Genomic DNA, 20,244 nt, shown 5'->3' on the forward strand with positions numbered 1-20,244 from the left:
GCATTTTTTTATTTTATCTTTTACCGATTACGGTTTCGGTTTCTTAAGAAGGTCGGAATATCCAGCTCATCTTCCTCAGGACGAGGTTTAGAAGGAGATGGATTGGATGCTTCTCTTTCCCTGACAGGGTTTGATTCATTTGGTTGTTTTGTTGCTGCCTGTTGTGTTTGTCCTGTATTTGGACGTTGCTGTTTTTGACGTGTATCAGCTTTTGGCTGTGCATTTTCATCAAAACCAGTAGCAATGACGGTAACAACAATTTCATCATTGAGGTTTTCATTAATAACGGAACCAAAGATAACATTCACTTCTTGATCTGCTGCAGAAGTAACTAAATCAGCTGCCTCCTGTACTTCATAAAGGCTGAGGTTTGTACCGCCGGTGATATTCATTAGAATACCATGCGCCCCATCAATCGAGGTTTCCAGTAATGGAGAAGAAATTGCTTTTTTAGCCGCTTCTGTTGCTCTTGTTTCTCCGGTTGCAATGCCGATACCCATTAGAGCAGAACCTTTGTCATACATGATTGTTTTTACGTCAGCAAAGTCGACGTTAATCAGACCCGGCTTGGCAATCAAATCAGAGATACCTTGTACACCTTGACGAAGTACATTATCTGCTTCACGGAATGCTTCCAGCATCGGTGTATTTTTATCCACGATTTCCAGCAGACGATCATTTGGAATAACAATTAATGTATCTACGCTGCCCTTCAGCGTATCGATACCGGACACCGCTTGTGTCGATCTTCTCCGGCCTTCGAAAGAAAACGGACGAGTTACGACACCAACAGTCAATGCTCCCAGATCTTTCGCTACCTGTGCAATAACTGGAGCTGCACCAGTTCCAGTACCGCCGCCCATTCCGGCAGTAACAAAAACCATGTCTGCACCTTTTAACGCTTCTTCTAATTGTTCTTTACTTTCTTCCGCTGCTTTTTTTCCAACTTCCGGATTGGCACCGGCACCAAGACCACGGGTTAGTTTGCCGCCAATTTGTATTTGGGATTCTGCCTGAGAAAGATTTAAAGCTTGTGAATCCGTGTTTACTGCGATAAATTCAACACCTTCTACGCCATGCTCAATCATTCGGTTCACGGCGTTATTACCGCCGCCGCCGACTCCAATAACTTTTATCGTTGCTAATTCTTCCATGTTTGTATCAAAATCTAACATATTATGGTTCCTCCTAGTCTACTAATTACGAACAATTTCTAATAACAACTTCTGCGGACAGAAATTAATCAAAGAAATATTTGAATAGATTAGCAAATCCTGATTCTTTCTTTTTGCCTTGTTTCTTCTGTTTCTTTTCACTTGCAGGTCTGGATTGCTTAGCAGGCCGTTGTTCCACATTTTCTTCTAAAGCTACTGCAGGGTATAATTCTTTTCCTTGTATTTTCGCATTACGATAAGCAAATTGTAAAATACCGACGCCTGCTGTAAATTGGGATTCTCTAACACCAATATAATCCGGTACAGCTACACGTACATTGGAATAAAATAAATCCTGTGCCAGCTCTAAACTTCCAGGCATTGCTGTTGTGCCTCCAGTTAAGACAAAACCGCCAGGCAGCTCCTGATAACCCATTTTTCGGATTTCCTTGTCAATATACGTGTATATTTCTTCTAATCTAGCTTCTATCATATCAGCTAATTGGAGTTGATTAAATACTTGTCTTTGATTACTTCCGATGGTTGTTACTTCGAATGTTTCATCCTCTGAAGCATCGTTGTAAAATGCATATCCATGTTTTAATTTAATCTGTTCTGCTTCTTCTGTAGAGATGCGCAATCCGATGGATAAGTCCTTCGTTATATTATCCCCGCCTAAGTTAATAACACTCGTAGCTGCTAAATGATCATTTTCAAATACAGATACAGTTGTACATCCGCCTCCAATGTCAATCAGCACCGATCCCATATTCATCTCATCTTTTGATAAGGCAATCGTTCCTGCTGCAAGCGGCTGAAGACAAATATCCGATACTTCCAAATGAGCTCTCTCCACACATTTTAAGATATTATGCAGAATGGTTTTAGAGCAAGTAATAATGGTACCTTCCATCTCCAGCCGGACACCAATCATTCCTCTGGGATCTGTAATTTCATCCAATCCGTCTACAATAAACTGTTTGGGAATGACATCGATAATTTCCCGTTCCGGCGGAATGGAAATAACTTGCGCTCCATCAATTACTCTTGTTACGTCTTCATCATTGATTTCTCTATTCTCACTTTGTACAGCTACAACGCCATGACAAGGCTGAAGCTGGATGTGGGATCCGTTTATTCCGACTACTACGCGGTGGATTTCCATCCCTACCATTCTTTCAGCTTGTTCAACCGCACTTCGGATAGAATGAACCGTTTGATCAATATCAACAATAGCACCCTTCTTCATTCCATTTGACGCTGCAGTACCGACTCCAATAATATTTAAAGAGTCTTGTTGTACTTCTCCAATAATTACTTTTATTGTATTTGTCCCGATATCGAGACTGACTAGTATTTCACTGTTATTCAAAAAAGAGCACCTCCCCGTAAAAATATACTGACGATATTTTTACTGCCACGTTATCCTTCGTATAGTCTTTAATTCTAAAAGAAAATGAATAAAAAATAAACATATTTTATGCTTATTTTTTCAAGTAATCTATTTCGATAAAAACCGACACTATACCATACGTTCCTAAAGGATGATATATGACTTCATTCTACAAATTATTCATTTCCTGTATTTTCATTTTCTTCATTAACTTCCTCATTAATTTCTTCTATCTCGTCTTCGATATCCACTTCTTCCATCTCGTCCTTCTCAAAAGACTCGAAATAGATGCCGACTCCCATATGGATGATACCTTTATCATCCTCTTCAAGCTGGCTGACAATGGATGGATAATAGTCTAATTTATCCAAGACCTGATCTACATTTCCTTCCACCAGAAAACCATCACTCATATACAGTGTAATAAGCGTTGTATCCACATCCTCTTCTGGCTCTTTTCGCTCAATTTCCGAAATCATATTAAAAATACTCGGGCGGACCCCTTCCATTTCGGCTGCCAGTTCGGTTAACTGCGATTCATTAAAATCAGATATTAACGGCGCATTGCCGATAGATGCTCTTGCATTCTGCTGGATAACTTGACCATCCGCAAGAACCGGATAAAACGCTCTTCCATCTTGAACATAGCCCAGGACAGACTGCTCCTCCACTTCAATTAAAACAGTACTGGGAAAACGCCGGTTAATAGATGCTTGCTCAATGACAGGATTTTCTTCCATGTCTGAAGCAACAGAAGATCCATTCAAAGACCAGATATTCATGCCTTCTGTTAAACCTGACTCATCTATTATGTACTCATCTGTTAAGAATACATTCCCGTTTACCTCAATCGATCTTACTTCACTCCATGGAGATTGCAGATAAATAATAACAGCAATGAGAATGAAAAATATAGATAAATAAAATATTAATCTTCTATTTGCTTTTTTCTTTCTGGCCTGCTTTAATTTCGGAATTCGATCCTCAATAGAAACGATATTTTTATCACTCATCTCCATTTCTTCCTTTATCCATTATTTTTAAGGGAAATAACTGTATAAGTTTATTCCCTTGTATTTACAAAAAGTATATCATAAATGAAGGGGTTACACGTAGTTGACTTCTGTATGTTTCTAAAATTTTTTTCGTTTTATAAAAAAATGACGTTTGCTTAAGCGGTATTCCATATTTCTCCTGCATTCATTCATCCCCATGGAGAACGTTCCAAAATCATGTTTACTCAAATGATTGGTTTCGTACTTTTCTCCATACTTTTGGAATGCCTGCTGATACTTAATAAAATTCCCGCTGCACATAGTGTCAAGGTCAGAGATGAACCTCCGTAGCTGAGGAAAGGCAGTGTAATCCCTGTTACAGGAATTAAACCGATAACCACGCTTATATTAATCATTGCCTGTAAGACTAACATACTAGCTATTCCCAACGCCAGCAGCCTGCTAAATAAATCAGGTGCCTCTACAGCAATTTTAATCCCTCTCCATAATAGCAGAAAAAACAATAGAATAGTTGCAGAACCTCCAATTAAACCTAATTCTTCTGCAATAATGGAAAAAATAAAATCCGTCTGCGGTTCCGGGAGGTAAAAATATTTTTGCAAACTGTTCCCTAATCCGAGCCCCATCAAACCTCCCGGGCCAATAGCATAAAGTGATTGGATAATTTGAAACCCATGTCCTAAAGGATCCTCCCAGGGATTTAAGAATGCTAAAATCCGGTTAATCCGATAAGGAGCGGAAGCAATTAAACCAATAAAACCGATCACACCGATTCCGGCTAATCCAAAAAAATGGGATAGCTTAGCGCCTGCTACAAAAAGCAGTATCATGCATGTTAATACCAGCACCATCCCTGTACCTAAATCAGGCTGGAGCATAATAAGTCCAAAAGCAGTAAAAATCAAAAGCAAACAGGGAAAGAATCCTTTTTTAAATGAGGTGATATATTTTTGATAGTCAGATAAAATCGCTGCCAGAAAAATGATCAAACCTAATTTCATAAATTCAGAAGGCTGAATACTGAATGCACCGATACCAATCCAGCTTTGCGCACCGCCGCGAACCATTCCGATTCCCGGGATCAGGACAAGTAAAAGCAGTATAAAGCAGAAAAACAATAAGATCTTTGCATATTTTTTCCATATATAATAAGGAAAATAGGAAATAACCACCATCCCGATAAAGCCAATTCCGGCAAATAAGAGCTGTCTTTTTAAGTAATAAAAGGAATCATTAAACTTATATTCCGACCAGATATAGGAGGAACTATAAACCATCAACATACCGACACCTAACAGAACAACGATGATGCCAAATAATACTTTATCCAATTTATTTTGATTGCGGATGAACTTATTCAAAAATACCCCTTCTTTCCATGAGATAAACTAAGGAAATAGGGGCATTTTAAAATATAATGTACGATAACTGTACTGGCTTGTTCCAGTTCGTCTGCTATTAGTAAGTATTTGTTCAAGCCCCTTAGTCCATTGTATGAACAGCTTGGACAAATATGTCTCCTCTCTCTTCAAACGTTTTATACTGATCCCAGCTAGCACAAGCAGGTGAAAGCAATAAAATATCTCCTTCATCTGATAATGAAAAACCAATTTCAGCAGCATTCTCCACATCGCTTGCATGCGTAATTACCGGAATACCTGCTTCTTTTCCGATACGCTCTAATTTGGATGCCGTTTCTCCAAATACAACCATTGCTTTTACATTTTGTAAATGCGGAATAAGCTCATCAAACTCATTTCCACGATCTAAACCGCCAGCAAGTAGCACGATTTCTTTTTTAAAGGAATCCAATGCTTTTTGTGTGGCTAATATGTTTGTTGCTTTAGAATCATTGTACACATAACGGCCTTTATGCCGTCCTACAAATTCTAATCGGTGTTTAACACCGGAAAATGTTTTTAAGACATACTGAATTCCTTCATTTGTCGCACCATTTAACTTGGCTGCTGCAACAGATGCCAGGATATTTTCCAAATTATGCTGTCCAACCAGAACAATATCTTCCCGCGCCATGATTGCTTCCTCAAAAAAGTACACATACGTGTCATCAGCCCAAGCACCCGTCTGTTGCAGATACTGTGTTGCTGAAAAAGCTATTTTTTTTGCTTTAGCATCCGTCACTTTATCTTGAAGTATTGGATCATCTGCATTGTATACAAGATAATCGTCTGCACACTGATTTTTAAATATATGACATTTTGCATTTACATAGCTTTCTAAATCGCCGTGATAATCCAAATGGGCTTCATAAATATTTAACAATACTGCTGTAGAAGGACGAAATGCTGCTATTCCCTGTAATTGAAAAGAAGACAATTCCATGACCATTTTTTCATCCGGCTGCATCGTTTGAGCGACTTCTGTTGCAGCGATGCCAATGTTACCAGCAAGTTTCACCTTACAATCACTATGTTTCAGCATCTCTGTCACTAAGGTAGTTGTCGTCGTTTTCCCGTTGGATCCGGTGATTCCGATGATCGGCTGTTCTGTTAAATGGGAGACCAGCTCCACTTCAGTAATAACCGGAATCCCGCGTTTGAATGCTTCTGCAACCACTGGATGATCATACCGTATTCCAGGGTTTTTCACGACAATCTTTTTCCCATCTAACACGTGCAAGGGGTGAGAACCCAGGACAAGATGCGCTCCTTTTTGTTGAAGCTCTAATACCTGCGCATCCTCATACGTTGCTGCTGCATCATTGACAGTTACTTCTTTCCCGTTCTCTAAAAGCACTTTTGCAGCAGCTGTACCACTTCGGGCTAATCCTAGGACAAGCACATTTTCCGGGAACTGTTTCCACGTCTTCATGACATCCCCACCTCAATATAAATAGCAAGAACGGCAAACAGAAGGCCTGCAAGCCAAAATGTTGTTACGACTCTCCATTCTGACCATCCTGTTAATTCATAGTGGTGATGCAACGGGCTCATCTTGAAAATACGTTTTCCGGTCGTTTTAAAAGAAATCACCTGGATAATAACGGATAATGTTTCAATAACAAATACACCGCCGATAATAACTAATAAAATCTCCAGTTTCAGCAGTATCGCAATTGCTGCGATAGCTCCCCCTAAAGCCAAAGATCCTGTATCTCCCATAAAGACTTTAGCAGGATGCGCATTAAACACTAAGAACCCTAAGAGGGCACCCACTACTGCTAAGGAAAAGACAGTCACCATATCATTAGGCACGCCATACCAGGCAATAATCGCAAATGCACCGAATGCAATGGCTGCAGTCCCGGCTAATAGACCATCCAGCCCATCTGTTAAATTGACAGCGTTGGAAGCTCCTACCAGCATGACAATAATAAGGATGGCGTAAAACCAGCCAAGGTCAAATTGAACAGACGTTCCCGGAATAGCAATATCTGTCGGGAAATCCTGTGCGCGTAAAACAAAGTAAAATACAAGTGCAATAATAATTTGTCCAATTAATTTCTGCATCGATGTTAGACCAAGATTTCTTTTCATTGCCACTTTAATATAATCGTCTAAAAAACCTAATAAGCCATAACCAAATAATACAAAAAGTAACAGCCATAACTCATAGTTAATGCCACCGCCAACTCTGCTTCCCATAATAAGCGATGTAATCATAATACTGAAGACAATCATGATTCCGCCCATCGTTGGCGTTCCTGTTTTCTTTTGATGCGATTCAGGGCCTTCTTCTCTAATACTTTGTCCAAACTTTAATCGTCTTAAAAAAGGGATAAAAATTGGAGATAGAAGAACTGTTATAAGAAACGCTACTGCGATTGTAATTAATAAACCTGTTATATTCATTTTCTCTCCACCTCATTTGTAACCTTCTGCAGGGTTGTTTCTTAAGCATGATAGAATCAGCGCAATACGCATGGATTTTCATAGAGTAAATCTCTCTACATCCGGTTTACCGCACTGATTCTGCTTCTTCACTAATGGAAACATCACCTGTCAGATGCCTTAACATAATTGTTCTAAAAAAGTTTCAAATTTCATTCCTCTTGATGCCTTCAACAAGATCAGATTTTCCGGTTCCAAATACTTTTCCACATGACTCATAAGCTCAAGCTTATCCTTCAAATGGACAGCAGGAAGCTCAGGAAATTGCTTCTTTAACGCATCATGTATGTACTGTGAATGATGACCATACGTATACACTGCTGTTATCTCTGGACTGATGGCATCCGCAATACCCCGGTGAAATTCTTCTGCAAAATCACCAAGCTCCAGAATATCACCTAAAACAAGAATTTTATGCTGATATCCTTTCATCTCCTCAACGACTTGAATTGATGCTTTCATCGAAGCCGGAGAAGCATTGTAAGCATCATTAATCACTGTCACACCATTCTTACCCAGGTGCTTTTCAAAGCGCATTTTGGTCATTTCCAACTGGGCAAAAGCCGTTTTGATTGTTTCAGCAGGAATCTTCATTTCCATTGCCAGCTGGATAACATATGCAGCATTTTTCGCATGGTGCTTTCCTAAGAGCGGAATTTGATAAGCTTCTTCTCCCACATCAAAGGTTGTCACGGTTTCCTCTACAGCTACATGGTCAATCACAACATTATTTTCCCCGCTAAAGCCTACCCTTATTTTGGGAACAGGAATATTAGCACTTGTTAAAAGCGGTTCATCCCCATCAATAATTAATGTTCCTCCCGGCTTTATTCCGGAAACTATTTCTAATTTAGCTTGGGCAATCCCTTCTTTAGAGCCGAGATTTTCAATATGCTGTCCATCAATATTGGTAATAACCGCATGATCCGGTTCACCAATACGGCTTAACAGCTCTATTTCTCCAAAATGATTCATACCCATTTCCAGAATCAATACTTCGGTGTTCCGGTCCATTGATAAAATGGTTAGCGGAAGCCCGATATGATTATTATAATTTCCTTTTGTAGCATGGGTTTTAAACGTTGTCTGCATCACCGCTTTGGTTAAGTCTTTCGTTGTTGTCTTTCCATTCGATCCGGTAATACCGATAACGGTCGGATTGACTTCTTTCCGATAAGCGGATGCAAGCTCCTGTAATGCTTTGACAGTGTCGTTTACAAATAAAATAAGTAACGCGTCCGGAAGATTTTCCGGAAGCGGTGTTTCCTTTTGCCAAAAAGTTGCTGCTGCGCCATTCTCCACTGCTCCAGCGATAAATTGGTGCCCGTCAAACTTTTCTCCGGCAATCGGTATATAAAGTCCGTTATGAGAACGGACACGGCTGTCATTAACTACTTCATGAATTTCCAAATCAGCAGGAATCTGCCCTTGGTGATGGGGAAATAATTGTTTTAATTGTGATGCAGTAAATAACATCTCTTACTCCCCTTTCTCTTTAATGGCTTCCCGAGCAATTTGACGATCATCAAAATCATATTTTGTCTTGCCAATAATTTGATAGGTTTCATGACCTTTTCCTGCAATTAAAATAATATCGCCTTTTTGAGCAAGCTCTACAGCATGTTTAATTGCTTCAGTCCGGTCAACAATGACTTCAAAGGTTGCTTCTTCTTCCGTTAAATGAGCTGTCATATCTTCCAAAATCTGTACCGGTTCCTCTGTGCGCGGGTTATCCGATGTAAACAGAACATGATCAGCATACTTCACAGCCACATTCGCCATTAATGGACGTTTCGTGCGATCACGGTCGCCTCCACAGCCAACAACCACATACACTTTACGCTCTGCAAATTCCCGGCTCGTCTGGAGTACATTCTCCAAGGAGTCAGGTGTATGTGCAAAATCGACAATCACAGAATAATCCTGGCCTTCATTAATTGGTTCAAACCGGCCGTCTACCCCTTTAACCGACTCCAGCGCTTCTTTAATCACATCTAAGCCAATATTTGATGCAATCGCGGCAGCACTGGCAGCAAGCATGTTATAGACATTAAACATACCGATTAAATTCGTTTTAATATGCGTCGTACCGATTGGTGTCACCAGTTTAAACGCAACTCCGGATGGAGATAGCATGATATTTTTGGCCATCATATCCGCATCCTGTTTACAGCTGTAGGTAATGACCTGCTGTGCTGTACTGCGTTTTAGTAAATCGCTTGAATCGTCGTCTTCATTAATAATGGCATATTTCTTTTTCCCTTGCTGATAGTCATTCCCCAATCCGGAGAAAAGAAGACTCTTCGCCCGTAAATAATCATCCATATCTTTATGATAATCCAGGTGATCCTGTGACAGGTTTGTAAAAATACCAATGTCATAATCACAGCCAAAAACCCTTCCCATGTCCAAGGCATGCGAAGAAACTTCCATGATGACCTGCTCTGCTTCTTTTTCCTGCATTTGATGAAAAATGCGGTTCAGTTCCAGCACATCTGGTGTTGTATTGATGACCGGAAATGTTTCATTGCCGATTTTCACTTGAATACTTCCGATAACACCGGATTTTTTTCCCTGTTGTTCAAAAATCGTATCTAATAAATATGTTGTTGTTGTTTTTCCATTCGTTCCCGTGACACCAATCAGCGGAAATTTTGTGGTTGGATAATCATAGTATGCGGCTGAAAGCATCGCCAAGGCACGGCCAGTATCTTTCACCTGGATTAGCGGAATGTCCCCGCTCACATGTACATCCCTGGAAATAACAGCCGCCGCAGCGCCTTTATCTATTGCTTGCTGAAGAAAGTCATGACCATCTACGGTGTAACCTTCAATACACACAAATAAGCTCCCTGGTTCTACTTTTCTGGAGTCCATTTCTACGTTGACAACTTCTACATTCTGAATGGACCCGGTTGTTTGATAAAATCCAATTTCATTTAATAGTTTATCAAGTTTCATTTTCACACCCTATTTCTATTCTTTTCCTTTAAAGGTATTCTCAACGATTCTCTTCTTTAAGAGGGTTGTTATCAAGTTCCATTTAGAAAACCGTTATTTACATTTTTTTATTTACCGTGAAAGATAACAAAATCTATTATATCAAATTTCTATCGATTTAACGATTATTTTCTTGACCTAAAAATAAACGAATCGTACTTCCAGATTCTAGCATTGTTCCCGCTTTTGGAGACTGATCAATAATTTCATCTCCCTCTCCACTCACATCAATGGATAGATCTAACGGGTACTCCGCCAGTTCATCTGTGCTTTCACCAATAAAATCCGGCACTTCAATCTTAGGCTGTTCCGGCCAAGCATATTCTTTCTCCAAACCATCCGTACGCGGTTCTACGTTCATCGCCCGCAAGCTGTCATCAATTATTGTTCCAACAATAGGTGCAGCCACAACACCACCAAATTGGATAGTATCTTTCGGATTATCAACAGCCAGATAAACGACAATCTCCGGATCATCTGCAGGCGCAAAACCGATAAAAGATACAATATAGTTATTTTCTAAATACCCGCCATTAGGCCCCACTTTTTGAGCGGTCCCTGTTTTTCCGCCGACACGGTATCCGTCCACATAAGCAGGCCTACCTGTCCCCTGTGCGACAACTGTTTCTAATGTTTCCCGAATCGTTTCTGATGTTTCTTGCGAGATAACGCGTTCCTTTACTTCCGGTTCATAACTTTCCACCACGTCTCCCGTTACAGGGTCCACCCACTCTTCCGCAATCATCGGTTCATATAAATAACCGCCATTTACCGCTGCTGCAACAGCCATTACTTGCTGAATCGGCGTAACAGATACACCCTGTCCAAAGGATGTGGTCGCAAGCTCTACAGGCCCGACATTTTCCGGATCAAAAAGAATCCCATTCCCTTCACCTTGCAAATCAATTCCTGTTTTTCTTCCAAATCCAAAAGCATCAATATAAGAAAAAAGCTTCTCTGTTCCAAGCATTTGTCCTAAATTTACAAATCCAGGGTTACAGGAATTTTGGACAACTTCGAGGTATGATTGATCCCCATGGCCACCTTTTTTCCAGCAATGAATGGTCGTTCCGTCCACTTTAATATCGCCATCATCATAATACCGGTCTTTCTCCAAATCAACAACGCCCTCTTCCAAAGCAGCTGCCAGCGTAATAATTTTGAAGGTGGAACCAGGCTCATACGTACTCCAAATAGGCAAATTTCTGCCAAATATAGAAGAATCAACATCCTGATAATTTTCTGGATTAAAATTCGGCCGGCTGGACATCCCCAGTACCCCGCCTGTTTTCGGGTTAACAGCAATGGCCATTGCCCCGTCCGGATTATATTCCGCAACAACTTGGTCTAGCTCCCTTTCCATAATGGTTTGTACTTTGTTATGAATCGTCGTTTTTAAATTCAGCCCATCTTTAGGGGATTGATATTCGTCTGCCAGCTGTTCCAATCTTCCCCCTTTTGCATCCGAAAAAAAGGATAGACTGCCATTTTCTCCTTTCAATTTATCATCATAAAATAATTCGAGCCCCATCAGCCCCTGGTTATCAATTCCTGTAAACCCGAGTACATGGGATAAAGCACTATTATTTGGATAATGACGTTTTGAATCCTTTGCTAAATAAACGCCATCCAAATCCAATTCTCTAATCGCCTGCTCCTGTTCATTGTTCACTTTTATCCCTTCAGGCCGTACCATCACACTTAATGCATTTTGAGTAACTAAATCCATCATCCGGTCTTGTGGTACATCAAGAATTTCCCCAAGTTGCCTGGCTGTCGTTTCCGGCTCTTTAATTTGTCTCGGCATTAATAATACCGTTGGCGCGGTGACATTCTCTGCCAGTATTTCATTCTCCGAGTCAAGAATATATCCTCTTTCTGCTGCAAATGTTATATCTCTTGTCCATAAATCATTGGCACTGTCGGACAGATCATCGCTCAATACAAGCTGAACATAAGCCAGTCTTGCAACAATAACGAGTAAAATAAGAATCGCAAATAAAAAAACGGTAATCATTCGTTTTTTTATGATAATTGTGGATATGCGTTTCATGAAAGAACTCCCTTCATCATACTTTGCTTTGTATCCACTATATGAATATTAAAAATGGAATAGAACAAGCTATCCTTGATTTCTATGACGTATTCCAACGACAATTATTTCTTCCCATCTCACCTGTATTTGTTAATTCCTTACAAAAAAAGACTTGCTGAAAAAATATCACTATTCTTTCAGCAAGTCTTCCTTTTTATTCTTCTTCCGTTTCTTCTTCGTTGCTCTCGTTGTTTTCTTCTTCATCCGAATCATCTGCATCGTCATCATCCGATGATGTATCAGATGACCCGCCGGAAGGGTCTTCTAATTCAACACCCAAATAGTCACCTTCCTGAATCGGCTTTCCAACTTCAATATTTTGCGAGCTAACATAACCATTACCAAATCTTTCTGTTTGCAATTCCAACATATCAGCAAAGCGCATTACTTCTCTTAATGACCAGCCTGTTAAATCAGGCATCGTTGGTTCATCTGTAAGTAATAAGACTTTTTCACTTGGCAATATGCTCTCTCCAGGTTCCACGCTGCTTGAAACAATATTCTCTCCTTCACCAATAACAATTGGGTCAAAGCCTCTTTCTTCTAAAGCAGCCTGTGCACTTTCAGTAGATTCATCCACTACTTCCGGGAATTCAACCTCTTCAACCTGGTTCGTTTCATTTTCTTCGTCTGGTTCTACATCTAAATAATGCAAGCTGTTTTCTACCACATTATTAAAAATAAAAGCAAGCGGCGCAGAACCTGATTCTGTATCTTCCAATTCTGGCTGCTGGATAGATACATAGACCATTAATTCCGGATCATCCATCGGAGCCATACCTAAAAAGGAAAATACGTAATTATCTCGTCCAGTTAAATAGCCGCCGCCATCAGGGTTAGGCATTTGTGCTGTTCCCGTTTTACCGCCAACGACATAATCATCTAATTTATAAGGCGCTCCAGTCCCATCTTCATCATTGACGACAGAAGCTAATAATTCTTTCATTTCCTCCGCTGTCTCCGGTGAAATCGGCTGGCCGGAATATTCCGGTTCTGCTTCCTCCAATACATTTCCGGTGGTAGAATCAACAATTTTATCCACTACATAAGGCTTCACCATTTTTCCATCATTGACTACAGCGGAAGCAGCTTTCATCTGCTGGATTGGAGTAACCGTTGACCCTTGACCAAAGGCTGTTCTTAATTTTTCAGACGGCCAATTATATTGAATCTGCCCAATCGATTCATCCGGAAGATCAATGCCGGTTGGGTCTTCAAAACCGAATGCCTGAATGTATTCATAGAATTTATCTGCGCCGATGTCTTCCCAAAGCAATTTGGAAGCAGCTACGTTGGAAGAACGCAGAAAACCTTCATCATAGGAAATTTCTCCCCAGCCTTCTCCCTGGTTATGGTCTCTGATTTCTTCAATTCTCTCATTCGGCTGATACGTTCCAGATTCAAAGGTTTCGTCTCCATTATAGACACCTTCTTCTAATGCCGCTGCCCATGTGAAAATTTTAAATGTTGACCCAGGTTCAAACGGAGAAGAAATTGGATCATTGTACCAGTTTTCAACATCATTGGGGCTATTCGGATTATAGCTTGGACGTGTACTCATTGCTATAATTTCACCGGTTTTCGGATTCATAATAATCGCATTCATTTTTGCCGGATTATATTGTTCATCCACTTGTGTCATAACGTCTTCTAATAAAGTTTGCACTTTTTGATCCAGTGTCAGATAAACAGAATCTCCATCTTCCGGCTCCTGCACAATTTCATCAGGATCTAATAATTTTTTGTCATAGCGGTCACGTTGATAAGAGATAGAGCCATCCTTTCCGCCGAGAACCCCGTTCATAACATCTTCCATTCCTGTTACACCGGTAATACTATGTTCAACGCCGTCTTCTGTCTCTTCTTCTGTTTCGCGTGCAAAACCAATAATATGGGAAGCAAACATCCCATTAGGGTAATAACGTTTCGGTTCTTCATCAAAGTAAATACCCGGTATGCCTGATTCCTCTATTTCTTCTTTTTCCTGTTGCGTTAACTGACGACCAAGCTGTCCAAATTCAACCTGAAATCTTTCTGACTGAACAGCCTCGTCTAATATCTGTTTTATTTCATTTTTATCCTCATCTAGAATAGAAGCTAGTGTTTCCGCTGTTTCTTCCGTGTTTGAAACATGCAGGGCTTCCGGTGAGTTCTCTGAATATGCTTCATCTAATATAGCGTACATTCGGTAGGCTGGACGGTCATAGGCTAATACCATCCCATTCTTATCCATGATTTGTCCCCGTTCTGCATTCATCTTGTAGGAAGCTGTTCGTTGTTCCTCCGCCCAATCATCCAATGAAACACCGCCCACTTCACCTGTTGCCTGGATATACATAAACCTGCCTGCAAGCACAAGGAATAAAGCAACGAAAAACAGCATATAAATGCCTGCCATTACGTTTGCTGTCTTATTTTTTTTCATGTTAAAGAATCCCCTTGCTAGTTGTTAACCGTTTCTGCTTGTTTCACTTCCGAATTTTGGATTTTCAAACCATTTTTTTCTGCAATATCAATGATTCTTTCTGGACGTGACAACTCCTCTTTCTCAAAATGTAAATTTTCATTCACTGTTTTTTGACTGCTGATGTTGTCCTCTAACTGCTGCATGTCACGATTTAAAGCATCGGTTCCGGAAGCATAGGAAACCATTCCAATTCCGAATACTAAAATAACAGCACTGGTAACAGCGTAAACTATTTTTTCGCCTTTTGTAATCCATGGTGCCTTTTTTACCTTTTTGACGACCGTTTTTGTTTCTTCTTGGGGATTATATTGGGGATTTACTTGCCACTTTCTAGCTTGATTTTCGCTCATCTCTTTTTCCACCCTTCTTCATAACGGAAATCATTATTCCATTCATTTATTTTTTCGACAATCCGCAACTTAGCTGAACGTGATCGTCTATTTTCATCTAACTCATCATCTTGAGCTATTATCGGTTTTCGGCTTATTAATTTAAATGGGGCCTGGTGGGTTTCCGGGACAATAGGAAGATTTCTGGGTACAGGCTTATCCGTACTCCATGTCTTAAAAGCCTGTTTACAAAGACGGTCTTCTAATGAATGGAAGGTAATGACTGCAATTCTTCCATTTATCCCCGTTAATTCAGCAGCCTGATGAAGTGCCTGATTAAATACTTCCAGTTCGTCATTGACAGCAATGCGTATCGCTTGAAAAATACGTTTTGCCGGATGCCCGCCTTTTCTTCTGGCAGGAGCAGGTATCGCATCTTTAATAATCTCTACCAGTTCTCCTGTTGTTTCAATTGGCTTTACAGATCTTGCCTTCTCTATTTTCCGGGCAATTCCTTTAGAAAACTTCTCTTCGCCATATCGGAAAAAGATAGAGACTAATTGTTCGTAACTCCATTCATTCACTACTTGATATGCTGTGCGTTCCTGCGACTGATCCATACGCATATCCAATGCTGCATCCTGATGATAGCTGAATCCTCTCTCCGCCTGATCCAGCTGCGGTGAAGATACGCCTAAATCAAAGAGAACACCATCTACTTGCGTTACACCTAATTCAGCAAGGCTTGTCTTCAGTCCTTGAAAGTTTGAATGTATAAACGTTATTTTATCTTGATACTTGTTCAACTGTTCCTTTGCGGCTTGCAGGGCTTGTACATCCTGATCAAAAGCATAGAGCCTTCCGTTTTCATTAAGTCTTGATGCAATCTCCAGGGAATGTCCTCCACCGCCGACGGTACAGTCAACATAAATACCATCCGGATTGATTCCCAACCCTTTTATTGTTTCTTCTTTTAAAACACTATAATGTTCAAACATCTAATCCACCAACTTTTTCACTTCTCTATAATGCGTTAAATATCAAAATCCATTAGATTTTCAGCAATCTCTGCAAACGATTCTTCTGATTCCTCTACATACGTATTCCAGTGATCGCTGGCCCATAATTCCACACGATTGGAAACGCCAATTACATGGCAATCCTTTTCCAAATCAGCGTAAGTCCGCAGATTCGCAGGAATATTTATTCTTCCCTGTTTATCTACTTCACATTCCACCGCACCAGAGAAAAAGAATCGTGTAAAAGCTCGGGCATCCTTTTTAGTCAGTGGGAGTTGCTTTAACTTACCTTCCAAAATTTCCCATTCTTGTTGAGGGTATGCGAATAAACATTTATCAAGTCCACGCGTTAAAACAAAAGATGTCCCTAACTCTTCTCTAAACTTGGAAGGGACAATGATTCGTCCTTTTGTGTCAATGCTATGTTGGAATTCTCCCATAAACATATAGACGCCCCCTACTTTCGTAAATTCATAATACCACATTGCCCCACTATGCTCCACTATTTCTTCAAAAATATTTTAAATCTCTTTTTCAAAGCGTTTTATAACCTTTTTTTAAACCTAAAAAAGACTGTCATATCAATAGATAGACAGTCTTTTACTTCCTATACGAAATGAGGTGGGGACGCGTGGGGGGAATTTATTCAACCACCCAATGACCTTTTTCCATATCCAGTGAAAAAGATGTTAACTGGGAGATAAGCTCCGTCCCATAATGATTCAATAAAAATAACGGATTCCAAACACGTTCTTGCAATCCTCCATGCGGATGAAGCACCAGCTCCAGCTGATTCAATTCATGGAGAACTTTCGAATGTTTTTTCTCAAATTCTTTATGGAAACGTTTGTTCATAAATTGAATGTTATCTAACAGATAAGCTAAATTCTTTTCGCTCAGCGCCTGGATATCATCTCCCATTTCAGCAGCCATATCACGGATTGGCTGATGTATATCTTTCATTTTTTCCGCAACATCCGTTGTTACCTGATCGATTTCCCGGCTGCCATTCGCCTCCATATAATCATCCACAGTGGATTGAACACCATTTAAAATAACGTCTTTTACCGTCAGCTGATATTTGGAGATTAACTTCTTCGTAGACGCATCTAAAAATGTAAAAGAAAGTCTCGGCACCACTGGCGGCATCTGTAAATTCATCACATGGAAACCCGATTTCAAAGCTGCCCAATAAGCTATCTCACCAGGTCCGGCTATAAAGGCCAGCGTAGGAAACATATACTCTTGCATCATTGGTCTTGTTACCACGTTATTACTTAATTTCCACGGTTCATTGCTGGCGACATCCTGCAGTTCCTTCTCTGTGAACGAAATCTCCTGTTGTTTCCCAATCCAATTCCCGCTCTCATCTACTTTCAACAAAATTCTGCCTTGCATCTCATCATGGTAAAATAAATTCCCATCTGACATATCAGCTTCTATTGCGAGCGGGTAGTCCATTGTTTCTAATTTATTCAAGGTATCAGCAACAGCTGCACTAATTTGCGGCCGCTTTTGAATCATCTCCAGAAAACAACCTGTCTCCAGTTTGCGGAATGCAGCATTCCCGGAATCTACCAGCACAATCCCTTGGGTTGGAAACAATGCAAAAATAAGACGTGCAAAAAAATCAATAAAATTAGAAGCTTGATCCTGAACTTCTTGAATTAATGCGTAAATATCTTTTGTATGCGCCGTCTCCGGCAACGTTTCAAAAACCGATTCCACCCATTCGGACAGCTCTTTTTTGTTCATTTCCAATTCGGAAACAGCTTTTTTACCAGCATCTATATTCTTGGTTTTGAGCTTGCGTTTTTGAAAATCTTTGTCCCCTGTGGGACAGTAAATATGATTCACTTCCTCAAAATCATGATCTTCACCGGCAATCCAGAACACTGGAATAACCGGTTTTTCCAACGCCTTTTCCTGCTGCTTAGCCAGCTCAAGGATGGATATAATTTTATTTATCGTATAGATTGGACCTGTCAACAACCCGGCTTGCTGACCGCCAATCACAACCGTACTCTGCTCATCATTTAAGCGTTCAATTTGTTTTAGTGTTTCTTCTGGTGCTCCCCATTCTTTATTTAATGTATGTAATACATCCGTTAAGGAAGACCTGTTAAAATCTCGTTCCGTCACATCTTGTACGCGTTTATAAAAATCTTTATACGGATGGTAGTCAAACATATCTGTTATATTCGTTTCTTCATTTTTATAATCAGCTACCAATCTGTTGGCAGCAGGTAAAGTTAATGAATTTATCTGCATATCATTTTCCCCTTACGTCGATTTGGATTCATTCCGTATTGTACAGAAAAAACAGCAAGAATCAAACTAAATTGCTCTCTCCGGGAAAATGAATTGATTTTTTCAGGTTAAAATTTCTAAAATAATATAAATAACACTTAAAATCAGATATACAGAAGCAAATAGTAAAAATGCGCTTCTCCAAACAATTTTAATTGCTTTGGACAACTCGATATCCTGCTGTGTCCGATATTGCTGAATTAAAATACCTGTCAGGCTTATCAAGAATAAAAGAATAATCCAACCGAAAAAATTCCGATCAAACAAAAGCTGCAATAAAACTCCAGTACCTAAAATAAAAAAGATCGCAGACCATTGAACAGCATTATGTACAGCTTTCCACGTATGTTTTTTGCTCAGTTTTGTTATCCAATAAACTAAAAAAGTAACGATAAATGGAAATGCAATAAAAAGTGCCAAGGTATAATAAATATAATCTCGCATTCTTTTCCCCCTGCCTGAAAACAAATTATTTTCATCAGGTTACGTCAACCTGTCTGATTTATTTCGACAAATCTAATAGAATTAATTTAAAATTTGTCTCTTATGTATTATAATTTAGTCAGGGAAGGAAATCTACATTCAACTTTATGAATGTAGTGATACTTTATTCAGGAGGGGTAATATGGGAAATGTAAAGATAGAAAATTTGTTGATTAATTTTAAAACACTGGAAAAATTTAAGCGTTTTCGCGAATACGGAAACCAGGAATTAACGATGATGGAAGATTTAGAGAATAAAATTATTGAGAATAATAGCACATCTCCTTTTTACGGAATTTATATTGGAGATAATTTAATAGCACGAATGAGTCTTTATGAAATACGTAAGGAATATGATTTTTATTTCGAACCTCCACAAGAATATCTGACACTGTGGAAACTGGAGGTCATTCCTGATTATCAGGGAAGAGGGTACGGAAAAGCACTTGTAGATTTCGCAAAAAGTTTTGGTTTGCCTATTAAGACAAATCCAAGAATTAATTCTCATGATTTTTGGGAGAAGATGGGATTCGTTAAACCACATTATGAAATGGAACGTGATTTAGGTGAAAATCCATTACTATGGCTGCCTGAAGGAGTCAATGAAAAAGACACGAAGCAATAAGCTTCCTGTCTTTTTTTACGTATTCGAATAAATAAATATAATTACTTTGAAATGGTATTCAACAGTTGATTTATTTCTCCCCATACCGTTTCATATGTTGCAATTTTGTTTTTTAAATCTTTATTTTCCTGCAATGCTTTATCTAATTCTTCCCGCTTCACAAAACCTTCCTGCTGCGGTATATCCTTCCGCATTTTTTCTAGCAGCTGAATAGCTGTATCAATAGATTGAATCGATGGCGCTTCTATAGCCGGATAAGTAATGCGCTGCTTTAATCCAGCTTTTCTTTTTTCTTTTGCAGCTTGCACTTGTTCCTGGCATTGTTTTCTTATTTTAGCATTCCAGCGAAACCCGCACGCTGCTGAAGTTCTGGATAATTTTTCAGCAACTTCTTTAAAGGCTTCCAATTGTGTTCTTCCTTCCTGTATACACTTGAGTACTGTATCAGCTAGTAGTCTGTCTTCTTCTTCTGTCCATGCATCCTGTCGTGTATCGTTCATAA

At 39.6% G+C, this 20,244-nt stretch carries 17 protein-coding genes; 1 reads left to right on the forward strand and 16 read right to left on the reverse strand.

All coding sequences use genetic code 11. The features are described from left to right. Window positions 1-20: 20 nt before the first annotated feature. The 15 genes from ftsZ to B7E05_RS14355 form a co-directional block, all read right to left on the reverse strand. Window positions 21-1,175: a cell division protein FtsZ gene (gene ftsZ / locus B7E05_RS14285; RefSeq protein WP_080874831.1), complete on the reverse strand. Its 1,155-nt coding sequence runs from the start codon at window positions 1,173-1,175 to the stop codon at window positions 21-23. Between the two features lie 64 nt (window positions 1,176-1,239). Beyond that, window positions 1,240-2,526 (reverse strand): cell division protein FtsA, encoded by a 1,287-nt coding sequence (ftsA, locus tag B7E05_RS14290; RefSeq protein ID WP_080874832.1) that lies wholly within the window; start codon window positions 2,524-2,526, stop codon window positions 1,240-1,242. 197 nt (window positions 2,527-2,723) lie between these two features. After that, window positions 2,724-3,560, reverse strand: a complete 837-nt coding sequence (locus B7E05_RS14295) for a cell division protein FtsQ/DivIB (RefSeq protein ID WP_080874833.1) — start codon at window positions 3,558-3,560, stop codon at window positions 2,724-2,726. A gap of 227 nt (window positions 3,561-3,787) precedes the next feature. Next, entirely contained in the window at window positions 3,788-4,912 is a 1,125-nt protein-coding gene (gene spoVE / locus B7E05_RS14300) for a stage V sporulation protein E (protein WP_342745026.1), read from the reverse strand. Window positions 4,913-5,045: 133 nt separating this feature from the next. Then, window positions 5,046-6,395 (reverse strand): UDP-N-acetylmuramoyl-L-alanine--D-glutamate ligase, encoded by a 1,350-nt coding sequence (murD, locus tag B7E05_RS14305; RefSeq protein ID WP_080874835.1) that lies wholly within the window; start codon window positions 6,393-6,395, stop codon window positions 5,046-5,048. Beyond that, window positions 6,392-7,375 carry a phospho-N-acetylmuramoyl-pentapeptide-transferase gene (gene mraY, locus B7E05_RS14310; protein WP_080874836.1) on the reverse strand — a complete coding sequence of 328 codons (984 nt, stop codon included), beginning with the start codon at window positions 7,373-7,375 and terminating at the stop codon, window positions 6,392-6,394. The genes murD and mraY overlap by 4 nt, the downstream gene beginning before the upstream one ends. 159 nt (window positions 7,376-7,534) lie before the next feature. Then, window positions 7,535-8,890 (reverse strand): UDP-N-acetylmuramoyl-tripeptide--D-alanyl-D-alanine ligase, encoded by a 1,356-nt coding sequence (locus B7E05_RS14315; RefSeq protein WP_080874837.1) that lies wholly within the window; start codon window positions 8,888-8,890, stop codon window positions 7,535-7,537. Window positions 8,891-8,893: 3 nt separating this feature from the next. Then, window positions 8,894-10,375 (reverse strand): UDP-N-acetylmuramoyl-L-alanyl-D-glutamate--2,6-diaminopimelate ligase, encoded by a 1,482-nt coding sequence (locus tag B7E05_RS14320; protein WP_080874838.1) that lies wholly within the window; start codon window positions 10,373-10,375, stop codon window positions 8,894-8,896. 157 nt (window positions 10,376-10,532) lie between these two features. Beyond that, on the reverse strand, window positions 10,533-12,467 hold the full coding sequence (locus B7E05_RS14325) for a stage V sporulation protein D (protein WP_080874839.1): 1,935 nt from the start codon (window positions 12,465-12,467) through the stop codon (window positions 10,533-10,535). A 196-nt stretch (window positions 12,468-12,663) separates the two neighbouring features. Beyond that, entirely contained in the window at window positions 12,664-14,934 is a 2,271-nt protein-coding gene (locus B7E05_RS14330; RefSeq protein WP_080874840.1) for a penicillin-binding protein, read from the reverse strand. A gap of 17 nt (window positions 14,935-14,951) precedes the next feature. Then, window positions 14,952-15,326: a cell division protein FtsL gene (ftsL, locus tag B7E05_RS14335; RefSeq protein WP_080874841.1), complete on the reverse strand. Its 375-nt coding sequence runs from the start codon at window positions 15,324-15,326 to the stop codon at window positions 14,952-14,954. Further along, on the reverse strand, window positions 15,323-16,303 hold the full coding sequence (rsmH, locus tag B7E05_RS14340; RefSeq protein WP_080874842.1) for a 16S rRNA (cytosine(1402)-N(4))-methyltransferase RsmH: 981 nt from the start codon (window positions 16,301-16,303) through the stop codon (window positions 15,323-15,325). Before rsmH ends, ftsL begins: the two co-directional genes overlap by 4 nt. 35 nt (window positions 16,304-16,338) lie before the next feature. Then, a complete protein-coding gene (gene mraZ / locus B7E05_RS14345; RefSeq protein ID WP_080874843.1) occupies window positions 16,339-16,770 on the reverse strand; it encodes a division/cell wall cluster transcriptional repressor MraZ in 432 nt (143 codons plus the stop codon). Between the two features lie 196 nt (window positions 16,771-16,966). Continuing rightward, window positions 16,967-18,595 (reverse strand): bacillithiol biosynthesis cysteine-adding enzyme BshC, encoded by a 1,629-nt coding sequence (gene bshC / locus B7E05_RS14350; RefSeq protein WP_080874844.1) that lies wholly within the window; start codon window positions 18,593-18,595, stop codon window positions 16,967-16,969. A gap of 102 nt (window positions 18,596-18,697) precedes the next feature. After that, window positions 18,698-19,078 carry a DUF3397 domain-containing protein gene (locus B7E05_RS14355; protein ID WP_080874845.1) on the reverse strand — a complete coding sequence of 127 codons (381 nt, stop codon included), beginning with the start codon at window positions 19,076-19,078 and terminating at the stop codon, window positions 18,698-18,700. Window positions 19,079-19,259: 181 nt separating this feature from the next. Between B7E05_RS14355 and B7E05_RS14360 the strand changes: the two genes are divergently transcribed. Beyond that, window positions 19,260-19,742: an N-acetyltransferase gene (locus B7E05_RS14360; protein WP_080874846.1), complete on the forward strand. Its 483-nt coding sequence runs from the start codon at window positions 19,260-19,262 to the stop codon at window positions 19,740-19,742. Window positions 19,743-19,783: 41 nt separating this feature from the next. On the opposite strand, the gene B7E05_RS14365 is transcribed toward B7E05_RS14360, so the two are convergent. Then, on the reverse strand, window positions 19,784-20,242 hold the full coding sequence (locus B7E05_RS14365; RefSeq protein WP_080874847.1) for a Myb-like DNA-binding domain-containing protein: 459 nt from the start codon (window positions 20,240-20,242) through the stop codon (window positions 19,784-19,786). Window positions 20,243-20,244: the final 2 nt, after the last annotated feature.

The organism is Oceanobacillus timonensis, from assembly GCF_900166635.1.
In the GTDB taxonomy this organism is placed as follows: Bacteria; Bacillota; Bacilli; order Bacillales; family Amphibacillaceae; genus Oceanobacillus; species Oceanobacillus timonensis.

Excerpts from the sequence above, each read along its gene's own strand:
- ftsZ (WP_080874831.1), bottom strand. The coding sequence starts at position 1,175 with ATGTTAGATTTTGATACAAACATGGAAGAATTAGCAACGATAAAAGTT.
- B7E05_RS14295 (WP_080874833.1), bottom strand. The coding sequence starts at position 3,560 with ATGAGTGATAAAAATATCGTTTCTATTGAGGATCGAATTCCGAAATTA.
- murD (WP_080874835.1), bottom strand. The coding sequence starts at position 6,395 with ATGAAGACGTGGAAACAGTTCCCGGAAAATGTGCTTGTCCTAGGATTA.
- mraY (WP_080874836.1), bottom strand. The coding sequence starts at position 7,375 with ATGAATATAACAGGTTTATTAATTACAATCGCAGTAGCGTTTCTTATA.
- B7E05_RS14315 (WP_080874837.1), bottom strand. The coding sequence starts at position 8,890 with ATGTTATTTACTGCATCACAATTAAAACAATTATTTCCCCATCACCAA.
- B7E05_RS14320 (WP_080874838.1), bottom strand. The coding sequence starts at position 10,375 with ATGAAACTTGATAAACTATTAAATGAAATTGGATTTTATCAAACAACC.
- B7E05_RS14325 (WP_080874839.1), bottom strand. The coding sequence starts at position 12,467 with ATGAAACGCATATCCACAATTATCATAAAAAAACGAATGATTACCGTT.
- B7E05_RS14330 (WP_080874840.1), bottom strand. The coding sequence starts at position 14,934 with ATGAAAAAAAATAAGACAGCAAACGTAATGGCAGGCATTTATATGCTG.
- ftsL (WP_080874841.1), bottom strand. The coding sequence starts at position 15,326 with ATGAGCGAAAATCAAGCTAGAAAGTGGCAAGTAAATCCCCAATATAAT.
- rsmH (WP_080874842.1), bottom strand. The coding sequence starts at position 16,303 with ATGTTTGAACATTATAGTGTTTTAAAAGAAGAAACAATAAAAGGGTTG.
- mraZ (WP_080874843.1), bottom strand. The coding sequence starts at position 16,770 with ATGTTTATGGGAGAATTCCAACATAGCATTGACACAAAAGGACGAATC.
- bshC (WP_080874844.1), bottom strand. The coding sequence starts at position 18,595 with ATGCAGATAAATTCATTAACTTTACCTGCTGCCAACAGATTGGTAGCT.
- B7E05_RS14355 (WP_080874845.1), bottom strand. The coding sequence starts at position 19,078 with ATGCGAGATTATATTTATTATACCTTGGCACTTTTTATTGCATTTCCA.
- B7E05_RS14360 (WP_080874846.1), top strand. The coding sequence starts at position 19,260 with ATGGGAAATGTAAAGATAGAAAATTTGTTGATTAATTTTAAAACACTG.
- B7E05_RS14365 (WP_080874847.1), bottom strand. The coding sequence starts at position 20,242 with ATGAACGATACACGACAGGATGCATGGACAGAAGAAGAAGACAGACTA.